General features: G+C 34.2%; 15 protein-coding genes. 7 read left to right on the plus strand and 8 right to left on the minus strand.

Annotation, left to right across the window (positions count from 1 at the left end):
- From RB618_RS06750 to RB618_RS06770, 5 genes are all read right to left on the minus strand, one after another.
- Positions 1-1,035, minus strand: coding sequence for a VWA domain-containing protein (locus RB618_RS06750; protein ID WP_308068058.1), 1,035 nt, complete (start codon positions 1,033-1,035; stop codon positions 1-3).
- 134 nt (positions 1,036-1,169) lie between these two features.
- On the minus strand, positions 1,170-2,171 hold the full coding sequence (locus RB618_RS06755; RefSeq protein ID WP_308068059.1) for a VWA domain-containing protein: 1,002 nt from the start codon (positions 2,169-2,171) through the stop codon (positions 1,170-1,172).
- Positions 2,171-3,805, minus strand: a complete 1,635-nt coding sequence (locus RB618_RS06760; protein WP_308068060.1) for a hypothetical protein — start codon at positions 3,803-3,805, stop codon at positions 2,171-2,173. The genes RB618_RS06755 and RB618_RS06760 overlap by 1 nt, the downstream gene beginning before the upstream one ends.
- A 188-nt stretch (positions 3,806-3,993) precedes the next feature.
- A complete protein-coding gene (locus tag RB618_RS06765) occupies positions 3,994-4,857 on the minus strand; it encodes a DUF58 domain-containing protein (RefSeq protein ID WP_308068061.1) in 864 nt (287 codons plus the stop codon).
- An 80-nt stretch (positions 4,858-4,937) separates the two neighbouring features.
- On the minus strand, positions 4,938-5,942 hold the full coding sequence (locus tag RB618_RS06770) for a MoxR family ATPase (RefSeq protein ID WP_091494435.1): 1,005 nt from the start codon (positions 5,940-5,942) through the stop codon (positions 4,938-4,940).
- A gap of 212 nt (positions 5,943-6,154) precedes the next feature.
- On the opposite strand from RB618_RS06770, the gene RB618_RS06775 reads away from it, so the two are divergent.
- Positions 6,155-7,030 (plus strand): aldo/keto reductase, encoded by an 876-nt coding sequence (locus tag RB618_RS06775; RefSeq protein WP_308068062.1) that lies wholly within the window; start codon positions 6,155-6,157, stop codon positions 7,028-7,030.
- Positions 7,031-7,048: 18 nt separating this feature from the next.
- Positions 7,049-7,555, plus strand: coding sequence for a GNAT family protein (locus RB618_RS06780; RefSeq protein ID WP_308068063.1), 507 nt, complete (start codon positions 7,049-7,051; stop codon positions 7,553-7,555).
- A gap of 127 nt (positions 7,556-7,682) precedes the next feature.
- Here RB618_RS06780 and RB618_RS06785 read toward each other — a convergent pair whose 3' ends face one another.
- The gene (locus RB618_RS06785) at positions 7,683-8,492 is read right to left on the minus strand and encodes a DUF4382 domain-containing protein (RefSeq protein WP_308068064.1); all 810 of its coding nucleotides are present in this window, start codon (positions 8,490-8,492) and stop codon (positions 7,683-7,685) included.
- 184 nt (positions 8,493-8,676) lie between these two features.
- Here RB618_RS06785 and RB618_RS06790 point away from each other — a divergent pair, with 184 nt between their 5' ends.
- Both RB618_RS06790 and RB618_RS06795 read left to right on the plus strand, forming a co-directional pair.
- Positions 8,677-9,432: an SDR family NAD(P)-dependent oxidoreductase gene (locus tag RB618_RS06790; RefSeq protein ID WP_308068065.1), complete on the plus strand. Its 756-nt coding sequence runs from the start codon at positions 8,677-8,679 to the stop codon at positions 9,430-9,432.
- A 108-nt stretch (positions 9,433-9,540) separates the two neighbouring features.
- Positions 9,541-10,686 (plus strand): ATP-binding protein, encoded by a 1,146-nt coding sequence (locus tag RB618_RS06795; protein ID WP_308068066.1) that lies wholly within the window; start codon positions 9,541-9,543, stop codon positions 10,684-10,686.
- A gap of 139 nt (positions 10,687-10,825) precedes the next feature.
- Here the strand turns inward: RB618_RS06795 and RB618_RS06800 are convergent, their stop codons facing one another.
- Positions 10,826-11,569 (minus strand): PdaC/SigV domain-containing protein, encoded by a 744-nt coding sequence (locus RB618_RS06800; protein WP_308068067.1) that lies wholly within the window; start codon positions 11,567-11,569, stop codon positions 10,826-10,828.
- 104 nt (positions 11,570-11,673) lie between these two features.
- Here RB618_RS06800 and RB618_RS06805 point away from each other — a divergent pair, with 104 nt between their 5' ends.
- Positions 11,674-12,816, plus strand: coding sequence for a cystathionine gamma-synthase (locus RB618_RS06805; protein WP_281634138.1), 1,143 nt, complete (start codon positions 11,674-11,676; stop codon positions 12,814-12,816).
- A gap of 88 nt (positions 12,817-12,904) precedes the next feature.
- Here RB618_RS06805 and RB618_RS06810 read toward each other — a convergent pair whose 3' ends face one another.
- Entirely contained in the window at positions 12,905-13,696 is a 792-nt protein-coding gene (locus RB618_RS06810; RefSeq protein WP_308068068.1) for a glutamate dehydrogenase, read from the minus strand.
- Between the two features lie 327 nt (positions 13,697-14,023).
- Between RB618_RS06810 and gdhA the strand changes: the two genes are divergently transcribed.
- Positions 14,024-15,367: an NADP-specific glutamate dehydrogenase gene (gene gdhA / locus RB618_RS06815; protein ID WP_281634136.1), complete on the plus strand. Its 1,344-nt coding sequence runs from the start codon at positions 14,024-14,026 to the stop codon at positions 15,365-15,367.
- Positions 15,368-15,493: 126 nt separating this feature from the next.
- A complete protein-coding gene (locus tag RB618_RS06820; protein ID WP_308068223.1) occupies positions 15,494-17,776 on the plus strand; it encodes a T9SS type A sorting domain-containing protein in 2,283 nt (760 codons plus the stop codon).
- Positions 17,777-17,786 lie beyond the last annotated feature (10 nt).

A 17,786-nucleotide genomic window follows, 5' to 3' on the forward strand; every position in this document is an offset into this window, starting at 1 on the left:
TTATTTCTTTTCATTAAATAAATCCAACTCTTTGATCCAGCTTGTTTTTCTTTCCAACAAGAAAATGTCTAGGAAAAGCAGTAAAAATGCAAATCCGATAAACCATTGAAACTGCGATTGGAACTCAGCCATTTGTGTTGCTTCAAATTCTGTTTTCTGAATATTGTTCAAAGCATTTTTTACATATTCTAAAACTTCTTTTGTACTTCCGCCGTAAACATAACCACCTTTTGTTGCTTTTGCAATTGTTTTTAAACCTTCTTGATTTAATTTGGTGATAACCGTTTCTCCGTTTTGATCTTTTTGATAGCCTCTTACAACGCCATTTTCTTTTAACGGAATTGTTCCTCCTCTTTCTGTTCCAACACCAATTGTAATGATTTTCATTCCTAATTTATTGGCTTCTTCTGCTGCAGCAATCGCACCTTCAGAATGATCTTCACCATCAGAAATTAGAATTAATAATTTGCTGGTTTTACTTTTTTCATCAAAATAGGTTGATGACAATTTAATCGCTTCGTCCAACGATGTTCCTTGAGATGAAACCATTCCAGGACTCATGCTCTGTAAAAACATTTTTGCAACACTATAATCTGATGTAATTGGCAAAACTGGAAATGCGCTTCCTGCATAAGCTACAATCCCGATTCTATCACTTCCTAAATTATTAATGATCTGAGAAACGAGCTGTTTGCTTTTTTCCAAACGGCTAGGGACAACGTCTTCTGCCAGCATACTTTTAGAAACGTCGACAGCAAAAACGATATCAATACCTTCTCGTTTTACGGTTTCCATCTTGGTTCCAATCTTCGGATTTACCAAACCGATAATCAAACAGGTAAGAGCCAGAAGAATGACTACGATTTTTAAAACAGGTTTAAAAACCGATTTCTCAGGGCTCAATCTTTTTACCATTTCTAAATCACCAAATTCGCGTTGTGTTCTTCTTTTCCAATACATATTGAAAAGGAAAATACATACCACAATCGGGATAAGCAGTAAGAGATATAAATATTTTTTTTCGTCTAATTCCATAAATGTTTTTAAATTCCAATGTTGAAATTTCAAATTCCAAACTTTCAAATTTTCATTTTACTTCTAAATTAAGTTTCCAGTTTTAGATTCAAATTCAACTTGGAATTTGGAATTTAAAATTTGGAATTTCTTAATTAAATGAAGCTTCTATAAACCGTATTTCTTAATCCAACTTCTAGTAACAACAGAAAGCCTGCAAATAAAACAAAAAACCTGTACTTTTCGTCATAATCATAGAATTTCAATTCTTGAATTTCTGTTGTTTCTAACTTGTTGATTGAATTGTATATTTCTGCTAATTTAGCATTGCTTGTGGCTCTAAAATAAGTCCCATCTGTTTTTCTAGCGATGCTTCTCATTAGTTTTTCGTCAATTTCAACTTTCTGCATTTTGAATAAGAAACCGCCATTTGGAGCGTACGCGTATGGAGATTCTGCCATTCCGTTTGTTCCAAGACCAATTGTGTAAACTTTAATTCCGTATTGTTTTGCAATATCAGATGCTGTTTCTGGTTCAATAAAACCGGCATTATTAACACCATCAGTCATTAAAATAACTACTCGACTTTTTGCTTTACTGTCTTTTAGACGATTTACAGCAGTTGCCAATCCCATTCCAATTCCAGTTCCATCTTGTAGCACATTATCATATTTAATGCCTTTTATAGCTTCAAGAATTATGGCTTTATCACTCGTAACAGGAGTTTTTGTATACGCTTCAGAAGCATATAAAACCAATCCGATTCTGTCATTTGGTCTTTCTTCAACGAAATCTGCTGCAACTCTTTTCAAAGCTTCCATACGGTTTGGCTTTAAATCTTTTGCCAGCATAGATCCAGAAACGTCAATTGCCATTACAATATCAATTCCTTTTGTTGTTTTAGTCTGGTTGCTAATGTCTACTGTTCTTGGTCGTGCCAACGCTATAATCAAGGAACATAAAGCAAGAATTCTAAAAACATATAGAGCAGGTTTGAATTTTGTCCAAAACGATTCGCTGTTTTGAAATCCCGCTGTCGAACTCATTTTTAAGGTCGCCGACTGCTGGTTGCGTTTCCAGAAAAACCAGATTATCGCAATCGGAATTAATAGGAACAACCAAAGAAATTCTGGATTTAAAAAAGTGATCTTACTCATTAGTTGTTTGCTCTTTGAAGTTCAACAGAATTTAAGATTCGAGTTGTAATCTCGTTTGCATAAGTATCGCCCTCTTCATGTAAAATCATGATTTGCTGTAAACCTTGATCTTGTTTGAAAAGTAATAATTCATAATATGCTTTTGTACTCGTTTTGGTTGCTGGATTCAAAACAGTCATTGTTCCGTAACCTTTTATCCCCTGAATACCTTCGTTTGTTTGAAAATCTTCTTGTTTTACTATAATATTTTGCCCGCCTTGAGCTTCAATAATTTTTAATGTGCCTTCAAGGGTTTTGTTTAAGTCAATATCAGTTGGCTGTTTAAATTTAGATGTTGAAACGGTTACATAGAAATTGTCAATCATGCTTCCGTATGTAAAAAGTTGCATCTCCTTGATAAGAGCCATTGCTTCTTTTGGAAGTACCTTTTGCGCGTCCATTCTTTTTAAAACTTTTGGAGTTTCTATAAGAACAGCTGGATTTCCGTACGCACTTTTTACCCATTCGCCTTCTAATAATTCTTTAGACGGATGCCCAATTATATTGTCTTTTACGTAATTGAACCCTTTGGTAACCACAAAGAAAGTTGTTGTAGCAAACAATAAAAGTATGACGGCAGCAACAGCATAACCGATTCTTGCATTACGCTGTTTCTTAAGCTGTGCCTGAATTTGCTTTTGCCTTTGCGCTTCGTTTAATAATTGATCTTCTATATCCTCTGGGACTTCGGTAGGAATAGCATTATCAAGCGTTAAAATTACTTTCTGGATTTTATTTTTATCTTCTTTAATTTCGAATTCAAGCGGTTTTGATTTCGCAAATTTTACTAAATCGGCTTGACGTAAAACGCGCTCTAAGTTTTCTACTGTTTCTGGCGTAAGCGTCATTTTCTTTTGAGTAGATGCTGTTCTGATTGCAGCAATTAACTCAGAAGTTGTGCTTTCCATGGCAGGAATATGAATAGCTTCTTCGATATAATTACGAGCAATATCAGTTAGTTCACTATAATATTCTTTAATTTCACCTTTTTGAACCAGTTCTTTTTGCTCTAAGTTGTTTAATAAACTAGTCGCTTTTTCAATTGGTGTTTTGTAAACTTCCTCTTCGATTTTTTTCAGCTGGCGTTTTTTAACGTACCAATAAACAAAAGCTCCGATCCCGATAATAGCTAAGGCAATTAAAACATAAATCCACCAATTGCCGATTCCTTCGTCAACAGTGGAAATATCTTTAATGTCGTACATTTTTTGTTGTAAAGTGTCCACTTTCACAGCGGCAACTTCAACTTTAATAGAATCGCTATAAAAAGGCTTTTTGTCTATTAAAATCTTAACGCTTGGAATTGTATAACGACCAGAATCAAACTGAGTTAAGCCATATTTTTTGATTAACTCATATGTGTCATCCTTCTTTACCGTATCAACAGGATAAGATTGAATTACTTCTAATGGTCCAATGTTTTTAAGCTTAGGAAATTCAACTTTTGATTTTGAGCTTACGACCGTTTTAAGCGTCAGTTTAAACTCTGCACCAATTTTGTTTTTTGTGGTATCAATGCTTGTTTCTACTGGTTTCTGCTGGGCAAAAATCATAGTAGAAAAGAACAATAAAAATATATAAAGTTTAAATTTCATTTGATTAACGATTGAAGATTAACGATTTTTGATTTTTGATTTTTCCAAGGATTGTCAATAGTTTTCTAAAATTGTAATCTTTAATTTTTATGAATTATTTTTTGATGTTTTGATACTTAAAACAAAAATTGATTTTAATTGATTCACTTCTTCTTTTGCTTTCAGGATTTTACTAAAATCAAAAATCCTTATCTCGATTTGAAATAGCCTAATAGTTTAGTAACGTAATTTTCGTCTACTCTGGTATTTACAATTCCTGCTCCAGATTTACGGAAGGTATCTTTAAAATAATTTAGTTTCTCCTGATAGTGCTTCTCATAATTCATACGAACAGCTTTTGAACTTGTATCAACCAATTGTATTTTTCCTGTTTCAGAATCCAGCATGGAGACCATTCCTAAATTTGGAATTTTTTCTTCACGCATGTCATAAACACGAACACCAGTAATATCATGTTTTTTAGAAGCAATTTTTAAAGTATGCTCATAAGAATCAGACATAAAATCTGAAATCATAAAAATAATGGCTTTCTTTTTTTGAGTTCCAGATAAAAATTTCAAGGCTTGAGCAATGTCTGTTTTATGACTTTTTGGCTCAAATTCAATCAATTCACGGATGATGCGAAGTACGTGAGAACGTCCTTTTTTGGGCGGAATATATAATTCGACAGTATCAGAAAATAGTATTAGACCAATTTTATCATTATTCTGTGTAGCCGAAAAAGCCATCGTTGCCGCAATTTCGGTTACGATGTCTTTCTTGAATTGATTTTTAGAACCAAAAGATTCAGAACCCGAGATATCAACCATTAAAACCATGGTTAGTTCGCGTTCTTCTTCAAATACTTTAACGTGAGCTTCGTTATAGCGTGCGGTTACATTCCAATCGATGTTACGAATATCATCTCCGTATTGGTATTGACGCACCTCGCTAAACGTCATTCCTCGTCCTTTAAATGAAGAGTGGTATTCTCCCGAAAAGATATGATTGCTCAGTCTTTTCGTTTTGATTTCTATTTTCCGTACTTTTTTTAAAAGCTCTTTTGTATCCATTTGATTTGTTTAAAGTTTAAAGTTTAAAAGTTTCAAGTTTGTCTTGTAACAACTTGAAACCTGAAACTTGAAACAAATTTTTAAGGTACCTCAATCTCGTTAACGATTTTATTGATAATGTCTACAGAAGTAATGTTTTCTGCTTCTGCTTCGTAAGTGATTCCAACTCTGTGACGTAAAACATCGTGAACAACTGCGCGAACGTCTTCTGGAATTACATATCCGCGACGTTTGATGAAAGCATAGCATTTTGCAGCATTAGCCAAGTTGATACTTCCACGAGGAGAAGCTCCAAAACTGATAAGCGGTTTTAAATCGGCTAATTTATATTTTTCTGGATAACGAGTAGCAAAAATGATATCCAAGATATATTTCTCAATTTTTTCGTCCATATAAACTTCACGAACTGCTTCTTGAGCACGTAAAATCTGGTCAACAGAAACTACCGGATTTACTTTTTCGTACGTTCCTTTTAAGTTTTGGCGAATTACAAAACGCTCTTCGTCAATTTTTGGGTAGTCGATTACAGTTTTTAGCATAAAACGGTCAACCTGTGCTTCAGGAAGTGCATAAGTACCTTCTTGCTCAACAGGGTTTTGCGTTGCTAATACCAAGAACGGACGATCTAGTTTAAAAGTAGAGTCACCAATAGTAACTTGTTTTTCCTGCATCGCCTCCAAAAGTGCTGATTGAACTTTTGCAGGAGCACGGTTAATCTCATCGGCAAGCACGAAATTGGCGAAAATCGGTCCTTTTTTAATTGAAAACTCGTTTGCTTTAATGTTGTAAATCATGGTTCCGATAACATCGGCAGGTAATAAATCTGGCGTAAACTGGATACGGCTGAAAGATCCTTGAACCGCTTGTGAAAGCGTATTGATGGCTAAAGTTTTTGCCAGACCAGGAACTCCTTCCAATAAAATATGCCCTTGTCCAAGTAATCCGATCAATAGACGCTCGACCATATGTTTCTGACCCACAATAACTTTGTTCATTTCCATTGTAAGAAGGTCTATAAAAGCACTTTCTCTTTCAATTTTTTCATTTATCGCTCTAATGTCTAAAGTCGTTGTATTTTCTTCCATATAAATATTTTTAAAACCTTGATTTTTACGCCTAATTTTTGAGAGTGCAAATTGAATATTTTTTGATAAGTAAGATGTTAAAGAATGGTTAAAACTTCGACCAATGACTTAATTTTAAGGACTAATTGTGAATCTATTTTTATATTTTTAAGAACTTTGATGATTATGTTTTATAAAAGCATAATTATTACCAAAAATAACGCATAATTATTATGAGCAAAACAGTCTTATCGCCTATAATTTCGGGCACTATGAATTGGGGAGTTTGGGATAAAAACCTTACAACCAAAGAAATGGAAAACATGATACAAGTGAGTATCGAAAACAAAATTACGACTTTTGATCACGCGGATATTTACGGTTCGTATACGACCGAAGCCGATTTTGGAAAAGCCTTTCACGCAAGTAAAATTGATCGTGAAAAATTACAATTAATTACCAAGTGCGGTATTCAGATGATTGCTGAAAAACGCCCTGAAAACAAAATCAAACATTACGATTATTCTAAAGACTATATTATTAAGTCTGTAGAAACATCTTTGAAGAATTTAAAAACAGATTATGTAGATGTTTTTTTACTTCATAGACCAAGTCCGTTAATGCAGGCTGATGAAATCGCCGAAGCAGTAGAAAAGTTAAAGGGAGAAGGAAAGATTATTGATTTTGGTCTTTCAAACTTTACAAGTTCTCAAACAGAATTAATTCGTCAGAAAACAGAAGTTAGCTACAATCAAGTGCAATTTTCGGCTACGCATTACGAACCAATGCTTGACGGAAGCTTAGATTATATGCAGACTAACGGAATTCGTCCATTGTCTTGGAATCCGCTTGGAACTGTTTTTAGAGAAGATACAAAACAGACGCGCCGCTTGAAAAAACTGTTTTCAGTTTTATTAGAAAAATATCATTTAGGAGCAGACACGCTTTTACTATCATGGATTTTGAAACATCCAGCAAAAGTTATTCCTATTGCAGGAACTGTTAACGTTGCCAGAATTCAGTCTTTATCTAAAGCAGTTGAATTAGAAATGGACAAAGAAGACTGGTTTGCCATCTGGACAGAAAGTATGGGCGACGATGTGCCTTAATTTATACTATTCTGAAAAATGATATGCCTTGAAAAATTTGAGAGAAAAGATTATTCTGAATTGATCGATTCTGTCAAAAATGCCAAAGATTTAATGCAGTTTGGAGGGCCAGAATTTACTTTTCCCTTAACGGAGAGTCAAATAGATAGAACACTTTCTGATGAAAACCGAATGGCCTTTAGAGTTGCAAATAGTTCTAACGGAAATACGATTGGACATTGCGAAATTTACTTTAAAGATGATTCTGCAAAATTGGGACGGATTCTAATTATTGACGAAAAACAGCGAGGAAAGGGAATTGGAGAAAAAATGGTGAGCTTATTGTTGCAATTTATTTTTGAAAACAGAAAAGAAAGAAACATTGAATTGAATGTCTTCGATTTTAATATTGGAGCTCAAAAGTGTTATGAGAAAGTTGGTTTTACGATTAATCCCGATAAAAAACTCCTAAGAGAAGTTGAGGGAGAAACTTGGACAGCGCTCAATATGGTATTGAATTTAGAAGAATGGAAAAATAAGAATTAAATTATTTTGCCACAGATTAAGGGCATTCATAGAGTTAAAAGCCATTTTTAATTCTTAAAGCAATGACCATAAAAAAAAAACAGCTATTCTGCTTTTTAGAATAGCTGTTTTTTATGTTTTAGAGTTTTTATTTTAAAACGAGAGTGTTCATGTTTGTGATTTGTCCATTTACCACCACCACATTAGGAACAACTAAAGCTGGCAATTGTGAACTTGCATCAAGAGTAATTGTTACGGAATAAGTTCCTGCCGGAATACCATTTAGCTGAAATACTCCTAGTTCATCCGTATAAGCTGAAACTGTTGTGTCTCCAACCTGAACTGATACTAAAGACTGGAAAGTAAAAGGCGTTACAATTCCTTTGATTATACCAGATGTTGCGTTTGTAGAAACTCTAATTACAGGATGTAAATTGAAGTTGCCAGAATTGCCAGCTTCTACAACAACAGAATGTTCTACATCAAAATCTAATAAAAAGTCATAAGTTACACCTGCTGTCAATGTTTGGTTAACTTTTAATTTTAAACCCGACTGTTGGGCGCTTGGTGTTTTTAAAGGATAAGTCGTACCGTCTTTGACAACAGTATTATGCTCTCCAAGAATTAATCGAATTTGGCCTAAATATCCAGATGCCACTTCGTTATCTGCCAAAAGAACATTTACACCGCCAGTTAAATCCAATAAATTATATATTCCAGGTTTGATGTTTCCTATGCTAACCCATCCATCTTCGCCAGTTTCAGAAGTGCTTTTAATTTTAACGTCTAAAACTTCAACGTTTACCTGATCGTAATCACCCGGTGCATCTGTCATTCGTACACTTACTTTTGAAGTTTGTGAACCATCATTACTATCACTACTGCTACAGCTTGCTAGAAATAGAGTAGATAATGACGCCAAGAGAAAAATTCTAAATTTGAGGTTTACAGCTTTCATAAGCTTCTTTGTTTTAAATTAGTAAATTTATAACGCAGAACGAACTTCATTTAGTGCTTTTATGCCGTAATTTTGTGTTGAATTAATCAAATCTTAAGGAAGAGGAAGGTTGATTAAACACGATTTTAATCCTAAAAAAATGATGCATTATTTTAATCTGTGTCAAAAAAATAAATAGTTTAAAATGAAAAAGACAGTTTTAATTACTGGAGCTACAAGCGGAATTGGAAAAGCAACCGCTCAGATTTTAGCAAAAAACAATTATAAGGTAGTGCTTTGCGGAAGACGTACAGACCGTTTAGAAGAACTTGAAAAAGAGCTTTCGACTTTTACAGAAGTGCATTCTTTAGCATTTGATGTTCGAAACAAAGAAGAAGTTTTAGAAAAAATAGCTGCCTTGCCAAAAGATTTTTCTACGATTGACGTTTTAATTAATAATGCGGGAAATGCTCATGGTTTAGATCCAATTCAGAATGGAAATTTAGACGATTGGGATGCCATGATTGATATTAATGTGAAAGGTCTTTTATATGTTTCCAAAGCAATTATTCCGCAAATGGTAGAGAGGCAATCAGGGCACATTATTAATATTGGTTCAACAGCGGCAAAAGAAGTTTACCCAAACGGAAATGTATACTGCGGTTCTAAACACGCCGTTGATGCCATTACAGCAGGAATGCGAATCGATTTAAATCCGTTTGGAATTAGAGTTGGCGGTATTCATCCAGGAATGGTAGCAACAGAATTTAGCGAAGTGCGTTTTAAAGGAGATGTTGAAAGAGCAGCAAATGTTTATAAAGGATTTGATCCGCTGCAGGCAGAAGATATTGCGGATATTATTCACTTTGTGGTTTCGAGACCTTATCATGTAAATATTGCCGATTTGGTTGTGATGAGTACGGCACAGGCGTCTTCGACGATTGTAAAGAAAAATATTTAAATAAAATCGAATGTAGAGACGCACAGTAGTGCGTCTTTTTTTTAATTTTAAGTTTTAATAAATTAAATTAGTGCGAATTAGTGCAATTCGTGGCAAAATAAAACCGACATGATTAATAAACGCCTTTTAATTAAAAATCTCCTCGCTCATAATGACGAAAGCAGTTTTTATGATAAGAAAAGGCAATTGAATCTTCATTCCAGAGAAGGAAAAGGAAAGTTCTTAAAGCATATTTGCGCATTATCCAATTCCAATCCTAACAACAATTCTTATATCGTAGTTGGAGTAGAAGATCAGGATAACGAAATTGTCGGTGATGACTTCTTTGATGATAGCCGAATTCAGAATCTGGTCAATGCTTTTTTAGAAAATCCGCCTAAGATTCAATACGAAAACGTTCCTTTTCCAAACCTTCCAAAAGACAAAGTAATCGGTCTGGTTACCATCAAACCTAAAAGCAAAATCTCTTACTTTAAAAAAGGAATTCACACTATTCTTGCTAATAGCATTTTTATAAGACGTGGCAGTAATTCGATCCCTTTAGAAGAATATGAGGAAATAGAGAAAAACAATCAGAATACAGAAACCGTAATTGGGATAGAAAACAGTTCTCGAAATAGTATTCAATATACACTAGACGGCGTTATTGATTTTATGAATTTCAGACATAAAGATATGTCGCCAAAATATCATGTTTTCAAGGAACTGTTTGTAATCTGCTGGGCTGGAGTTCCTAAAAAACTTCGTGATAAAACATATCTTTCAAGAGTTGATATCGAATTGATAAACGAACAGATTAAACTTTTTTATTCTGCACAAGATGTGGTTACGATCGAATATAACGACGATACTTTTACTATTACTGAATATGTTCCGTTGGGATTAAATGACAAAACGAGTTATTATCCGCTTGAAGAACAAACGATCCATTTTTTTGATAACGGATATTATAAAATTGATCGTCAAATGCTTTTTCAGCCACCAGAATTCAATCGAAAAATGCTGCATCATATTTATAATTCTAACATAGCGCTGCTTAGAAAACTGGAGAAAGAAATTTCTCTATCTGAACGCGAAATGAAAGATCTGGAAAACCTTCCTTCCACTTTTATGATTTGTCATTTGAATGGTTTCGAAGATGCCAGGCAAAAATTAATCGATGCAAAATTGCTTTTGAAACCTTATAAGAATATCTATTCTTCTTTTAAAGAAGCTTTACGAGTTTTGCGCAAAATGAAATATGATGTGCAGTAAGAAAGGTTCTAAGGTTTTTCTGTAGAGACGCACCGCAGTGCGTCTACGTCAGCATATCGATAAAGATTGTGTTAGACGCACTGCAGTGCGTCTCTACGATAATATACAGGAACTAAATAAATCGCTTGATTTATTTTTTCTATTGAAAATTCAAATACTTTTTTACCTCTTCATACGGAAATATAAGCTCTTTTGGGCCATCAGCGTAAGATGCAGCTTCATATGAGTTGTAATATAAAAGTAAGCCAGCCGAAGTGTAAAAGATGTTTTGAGGAAGCTGAAATTTATCATTTTCAAACATTAAACCTGTAGCATTAATATTGGCTTTTTCTGGAATTTTATATTTTGCTCTAAAAGTTTTTTCAGCGAAAGCTTTAAATTCTTTTTCGTTTTTGAATAATTGTTTGTTGAAAATCGCTTTTCCTGTTTTTTTATCGAATAATAAGGAACGGTAGCCTTGATATCCGTGAGCGCCTCCAGTAAAAGTATAATGATCAATTTTAAGGTTTAAAACCTGATCAGATTCAAATTCGATATTTCCAATAATTTTTGCTTCCCAGCCAAAAGTGTCATTTGGGAATTTCTCATGCATTTCTTCGTAAGAAGCAATAAACGATTTTGCCAACGATTTATAATCATCAACTTTTACTGAATCTTCTTCGAAAAATACAATCTCCTTAATAACAGCAAAGACTTTTTTATTGATGCTGTCTGATGTTACTTTAATATTTTTAGCAATAGGAACTTCTATCGTGATTTTCGGGCAGTCATTTGCGCACGGTACAGTAGATTTCTCTTCAAACGTTTCATTTTCAAATGAAAGCTCTTTTTTGCAACTTGTAAAAATCAAACACAAAAAGAGTATAAATAAGTAATTTTTCATATCAAAAAGTGTTAATTATCTACAAAGGTAAGAAGTTGTATCGCGATAAAATAAATTAAGCGGTAAATTTGTACAAGAATTAAAGAATTTAAATTTATAACTATATGAAATTCAATACAAAAGTAATACACGGAGGACAGCATCATGATCCAAGTACAGGTGCAGTTATGCCACCAGTATATCAGACTTCAACATTTGTGCAAACAAGTCCGGGAAAACCTTTGGCGGATTACGAATACAGTAGAGCATCTAATCCGACTCGTACTGCTTTAGAAGATGCTTTGGCAAGTATTGAAAATGGAACCCGCGGATTGGCATTTTCGTCTGGTCTTGCTGCAACAGACTGCGTTTTAAGATCTTTTAAAGCAGGAGACGAAATTATTGCAATGGATGATTTGTATGGTGGAACTTACAGAATGTTCTCTCGCGTTTATAAAGATTCGGGTATTAAATTTCATTTTGTTGATATGACAAATATCGAAAAACTGAAAAGTTTAATCAACGAAAACACTAAACTAATTTGGGTAGAAACACCAACAAATCCGTTGATGAAATTGGCGGACATTCAAGAAATAGCAAAAATCACGCAGGAGAAAAAAATTCTTCTTGCAGTAGATAATACTTTTGCAACTCCATATTTACAAAAGCCTCTTGATTTAGGAGCGGACATTGTTATGCACTCTGCAACAAAATATTTAGGAGGACATTCTGATGTTATTGCTGGAGCTTTAATTGTAAAAGACGCAGCCCTTGGAGATCAATTGCATTTTCAGCAATTTGCAACAGGAGCGACTCTTGGACCAATGGATAGCTTTTTAGTTTTAAGAGGAATCAAAACTTTGGCTTTAAGAGTTCAGAGACACTGTGAAAATGGAGAAAAAGTGGTTGAGTATTTAAGCAATCATCCAAAGATTAAAACGGTTTATTATCCAGGTTTAAAAAATCATCCTTTTCATGAAATTGCAAAGAAACAGATGAAAGCGTTTGGCGGAATGGTTTCGTTTGATTTTAAGTCAGGGAAAAAAGAAGATTCTATTGCGTTTTTAGAAAAATTGAAAGTATTTACATTAGCTGAATCTTTAGGTGGAGTAGAATCATTGGCAAATCACCCAGCTTTAATGACTCACGCATCGATTCCTGCAGATAAAAGAGCAGAAGTTGGTATTACTGATGATTTGGTAAGATTAAGTGTTGGCATCGAAGATGCAGAAGATTTAATCGCAGATTTAGAGCAAGCTTTGGCTTAAGATAAATTCCAATAAAAACTAAAATCCCAAATTCCGCTTTTAATAGTTTTGGAATTTGGGATTTTTTATATTTTGGGATTTAATTTTTTTAGAATTCTAAATAGTGGATGTATCCAAAATTAAACCAAACCTGCCAATCGTTAGATTTGTTTTCTTTGTAAATATCTTTGTTTGGGTTTAATCCGTCGATCCAGTCTGAACTGTACATATGAAAACGAGTTTCAAACATTAGATCGCTCATGGTAGTTAGTTTATAGTGAACTCCAACTGCTGCTGTAGCAGCTAAAGCTACGCCAGTTTCAGTAGAAAAACCATGTGCACGTCCGTCAGATGGAGTTAAGTATTTTCCTGGAGTATTATCAGGAAGTGTAATGTCTCCTAAATGAGATCCAACTTTTGCCGAATAATAGCTTACTTGAACTCCAAAAGCACCATACGGACTGAAGCTACCAACTGTGTTTTCGAAGTCGTGGATTTTCATAAAAGGAGAAAATTCTAGCTGTGCTCCCAAACTTACTATGCTTGAACTTGCATGCATGTTTCTTAATTGCGTTGCAAATACCCCGTTAGGCTTGTATTCAACCCACTGGCCATGATGCTTTAAGTTGGTTCTACTGTATGATAGGTCAGATCTTACTTTAAAATGTTCTGTAAAATAGTTTTCTCTATTGTTATTGGCAGAGAAGTTTATGAAGTGCATGATTCCAATGCCAAAGCCTGTGTTTCCGACATTATTATCAAAGTTGTTTCTTTCTCCAAAATCGGACTGCAAAGTTACTGGTCCTGCATAGATTCCGATCTCTTGGGCCAATCCTTGTGCTGATACAGCAGTTGAGATGCCCAGTAAGGCAAATAATGTGATAAATAGGTGCTTAGGCATTTTTTAGGGGCTTACAAATCGAGGCAAATATATAAAAAACATAATCGATTCAAAATATTAAATTGCTGTATTGAAAAATAAGTAACAAAATACTTAATTTACTAACTTTTAAAAGGTGATTTGCATGTAAACACCTACATGAAAAATGTGTTTTTTTTGGAATGTTTGAAAAAACCACAAATCGTTTCAAAAAAGTGAAAATTATAACATCGAATCATTATTTGCCATATCTTTGTCAGTTAAAACGAAAACGTTTTCTTAAACACAATTTCTTGTTTTTATAAGAGTGAAAATTAAATCTAAATTATCTGAAAATTTATTTCAAAGATGGAACAAAAAATAAATGAATTTATGGCTCTTGTTGAGTCAAAAAATCCAAACGAGCCAGAATTTCTTCAAGCAGTTAGAGAATTCGCAGAAACTGTAATTCCGTTTATTTCTGAACGTAAGAAATATGATGGAAAGAATATCCTTTTAAGAATCGCTGAACCGGAAAGATCAATAATATTCAGAGTTCCATGGGTAGACGATAAAGGAGAAATTATTGTGAATAGAGGTTTCAGAATTCAAATGAACTCTGCAATTGGACCTTATAAAGGAGGGATTAGATTTCACCATACAGTAAATCTATCAGTTTTAAAATTCCTTGCTTTCGAACAAGTTTTCAAAAACAGTTTGACAACTCTTCCAATGGGTGGAGGTAAAGGTGGTTCTGATTTTGATCCAGAAGGAAAATCAGACGGAGAAATTATGCGTTTCTGCCAGTCATTCATGACAGAATTATGCCGTCATATTGGTCCAGATCTTGACGTTCCAGCTGGAGATATTGGTGTTGGAGCAAGAGAAATTGGTTATTTGTTCGGACAATATAAAAGAATTAGAAATGAATTTACAGGAGTTTTAACTGGAAAAGGTTTGGCTTACGGTGGTTCATTAATCAGACCAGAAGCTACAGGATATGGAGTCGTATATTTTACAGATCAAATGCTTCGTACTATTGGTCATGAAATTAAAGGCAAGAGAGTTGCTATTTCAGGATTCGGAAACGTGGCTTGGGGAGTAGCTTTAAAAGTAAATGAATTAGGAGGTAAAGTTGTTACAATCTCTGGTCCTGACGGATACATTTATGACGAAGAAGGTATCTCTGGAGAAAAAATTGACCATATGGTCGAAATGAGAGCTACTGGAGACAATAGAGCAGAAAGATATTTAGAGAAATATCCAAATGCGATATTCCATAAAGGGAAAAGCCCTTGGGAAGTAAAAGTAGATATCGCAATTCCATGTGCTACTCAAAACGAATTAAATGGTGATGATGCTAAGAAATTAATCGATAATGGTGTTTTATGTGTAACTGAAGCTGCAAACATGCCTTCTACATTAGATGCTATTAAACTTTTCTTAGACAATAAAGTGTTATTCGCTCCAGGAAAAGCTGCAAATGCTGGTGGTGTTGCTGCTTCTGGATTAGAAATGACTCAAAACTCAATTCGTTTAAATTGGACTAGTGAAGAGGTAGACTTGAGATTAAAAGAAATCATGGTTGGAATTCATAATCAATGTAAAAAATACGGTGCTGAAGAAGACGGATATGTTAACTACGTAAAAGGAGCAAACATTGCCGGATTTGTAAAAGTTGCCGATGCGATGCTTGCACAAGGTGTAGTTTAAGATTCGCTCACAATAATTAAAAATGCCCTCGATTATCTAAATAAGATGTCGGGGGCATTTTATTTAGGCTAAAAATTAAATAAAATCCCGTTTGTATTATATTTGTCAATTCGAATACATTAAATGATGAAAAAAGTATTTTGCTGCAGTTTGCTTTTATTTCTAATTCAATTTTGCGGGGCGCAGAGCAAGTTGTCTTGGCAAGGATATTTTTCATTTAATGAAATAAAAGATATTTCAGAATCGACTGCAAGTATATTTGCGGCTTCAGAAAACGCACTATTTTCAAGAAATATAACGACCAATGTTCTAAAATCGACCACTACTGTGGATGGACTTTCGGGTCAGACAATTTCTGCAGTTTATTATAGTGAATCATTCAAAAAAACAATAATCGGTTACGAAAACGGTTTGATGATCTTGGTTAACGATGTTGATGGAAGTATTGTAAAAGTTGTAGATATAATTAACAAACAACTTCCGGCAAATACTAAAAAGATCAATCATTTTATGGAAAACAATGGCTTGGTATATGTTTCTTGCGATTTCGGAATTGTTCAGTTCAATCTTAAAACTTCGCAATTTGGCGACACCTATTTTATTGGAGATAACGGAGCAGAAATAAGCGTTAGGCAAACCACAATGTTTAACGGATTTATTTTTGCGGCAACAGCTAGTGGTATTAGAAGAGCTGATAGTTCAAATGCTAATTTAATAGATTACAGCCAATGGACTGTTGTAAATGCAGGAAGCTGGTCTGGTGTTGAGGCTTTAGACACAGAACTTATTGCTGTAAATGATTCTGGATATATTCATAGATTCAATTCAAGTGCATTTGTAGGTTTTTCGCAATTGCCTCAGGCCGCTGTTGATGTAAGAGCAAAAAATCATAATTTATTTATTACAACTGCCAGTACGGTTTATGTGTACAATAATCAGATGGTGCTGAATCGTCAGATTTCAAATGCTCAGGTTTTAGATAATACCTTAAATTTTAGCTGTGCAACTGCAATTGGAAATCAGATTTTTATCGGAACAAAAGAAAAAGGTTTGTTTGTTTCTACTTTAAATAACGTTACGGCTTTCGAAAATAGCACACCTAGCGGCCCAATACGCAATAATATTTTCTCTATAGATACAGGTTCAAGTACTTTATGGGCAGTTTATGGCGATTATGACGTTTCGTATAATCCATATCCTTTAGATAGTTACGGAATTAGCCGATTTAATGCTTCAAGATGGTTAAATATTCCATATTCTGAGATGTATGATGCAAAGACAATAACTAGAATCAGCATAAATCCGAATAATGAAAAACACGTTTATGCTAGTTCTTTTTTCTCAGGATTAGTAAAAATAGAAAATGATGTCCCTACTCTTTTATATAATGAGGAAAATAGCGGTTTGGAGTCTATTACCACGGAGGGGCCAAATTATATAGACGTTCGAATCAATGCAACAGCTTTTGATAGATCTGGAAATCTTTGGGTGACTAATAGTAGAGTTAATAACGGATTGAAAGTTTTAAAAACAAATGGGCAGTGGGGTGGTTATGCAATGACTTCGATTTTAGGCAATGCAGAAGCCGAAAGCTATTCAAGTATAGCTGTTGATCGCAATAATGTAAAATGGATTGGAACTTATAGAAATGGAGTTGTTGGGTTTAATGAAAGCACAAATACATTCAAAAAAATGACTTTTGGCGCTGATGCAGGTAATCTGCCAATAGAAGACGTTAGAACTCTAGCAATCGATACAAAAAATCAGCTTTGGATAGGGACAACAAAAGGGTTGAGGGTTTTGTCTAATGTCTCAAGTTTTCAATCGGAAAATCAGTTAAAAGCAAATCCAATTATCATAACCGAAGACGATTTGGCTCAAGAGCTGCTCTACGAACAATTTATAACTTCTATAGCTGTTGACGGAGCAAACAATAAATGGATTGGAACTGCAGATTCTGGAGTGTTTATGGTTTCGCCAAATGGGCAGGAAACCAAATATCATTTTACAATAAACAATTCGCCACTACCAAGTAATTATGTAAATGATGTCAAGATAAATTCTAAAACAGGAGAAGTTTTTATTGCAACTAGTAAAGGACTAGTTTCTTTTGGCGGAATTGCAACAGAAGCAAATGATGATTTGAGTAATGTATATGTTTATCCGAATCCGGTGCGTCCGACGTATACAGGAACGGTTAAAGTTGCTGGATTAATTGATAAAGCAAATGTCAAAATCACAGATATCGAAGGAAACTTGGTTTACGAAATAACTTCTTCAGGCGGAACAATTGAATGGGACACAACTGCTTTTGGAAAATACAAAGTAGCTTCTGGAGTTTATATGGTTTTTATTTCTGGAGAAGATGGTGGGGAAACTAAAGTTAAAAAAGTAATGATAATTCGTTAGTATTCAGTCG

The sequence above is a fragment of the Flavobacterium sp. LHD-85 genome, assembly GCF_030929595.1.
Classification (GTDB): Bacteria; Bacteroidota; Bacteroidia; order Flavobacteriales; family Flavobacteriaceae; genus Flavobacterium.

Coding starts and splice junctions, on each gene's coding strand:
- RB618_RS06800 (WP_308068067.1), bottom strand. CDS start 11,569: ATGAAAAATTACTTATTTATACTCTTTTTGTGTTTGATTTTTACAAGT.
- RB618_RS06775 (WP_308068062.1), top strand. CDS start 6,155: ATGAGCAAAACAGTCTTATCGCCTATAATTTCGGGCACTATGAATTGG.
- RB618_RS06810 (WP_308068068.1), bottom strand. CDS start 13,696: ATGCCTAAGCACCTATTTATCACATTATTTGCCTTACTGGGCATCTCA.
- RB618_RS06750 (WP_308068058.1), bottom strand. CDS start 1,035: ATGGAATTAGACGAAAAAAAATATTTATATCTCTTACTGCTTATCCCG.
- RB618_RS06790 (WP_308068065.1), top strand. CDS start 8,677: ATGAAAAAGACAGTTTTAATTACTGGAGCTACAAGCGGAATTGGAAAA.
- RB618_RS06820 (WP_308068223.1), top strand. CDS start 15,494: ATGAAAAAAGTATTTTGCTGCAGTTTGCTTTTATTTCTAATTCAATTT.
- RB618_RS06785 (WP_308068064.1), bottom strand. CDS start 8,492: ATGAAAGCTGTAAACCTCAAATTTAGAATTTTTCTCTTGGCGTCATTA.
- gdhA (WP_281634136.1), top strand. CDS start 14,024: ATGGAACAAAAAATAAATGAATTTATGGCTCTTGTTGAGTCAAAAAAT.
- RB618_RS06805 (WP_281634138.1), top strand. CDS start 11,674: ATGAAATTCAATACAAAAGTAATACACGGAGGACAGCATCATGATCCA.
- RB618_RS06765 (WP_308068061.1), bottom strand. CDS start 4,857: ATGGATACAAAAGAGCTTTTAAAAAAAGTACGGAAAATAGAAATCAAA.
- RB618_RS06770 (WP_091494435.1), bottom strand. CDS start 5,942: ATGGAAGAAAATACAACGACTTTAGACATTAGAGCGATAAATGAAAAA.
- RB618_RS06755 (WP_308068059.1), bottom strand. CDS start 2,171: ATGAGTAAGATCACTTTTTTAAATCCAGAATTTCTTTGGTTGTTCCTA.
- RB618_RS06795 (WP_308068066.1), top strand. CDS start 9,541: ATGATTAATAAACGCCTTTTAATTAAAAATCTCCTCGCTCATAATGAC.
- RB618_RS06760 (WP_308068060.1), bottom strand. CDS start 3,805: ATGAAATTTAAACTTTATATATTTTTATTGTTCTTTTCTACTATGATT.
- RB618_RS06780 (WP_308068063.1), top strand. CDS start 7,049: ATGATATGCCTTGAAAAATTTGAGAGAAAAGATTATTCTGAATTGATC.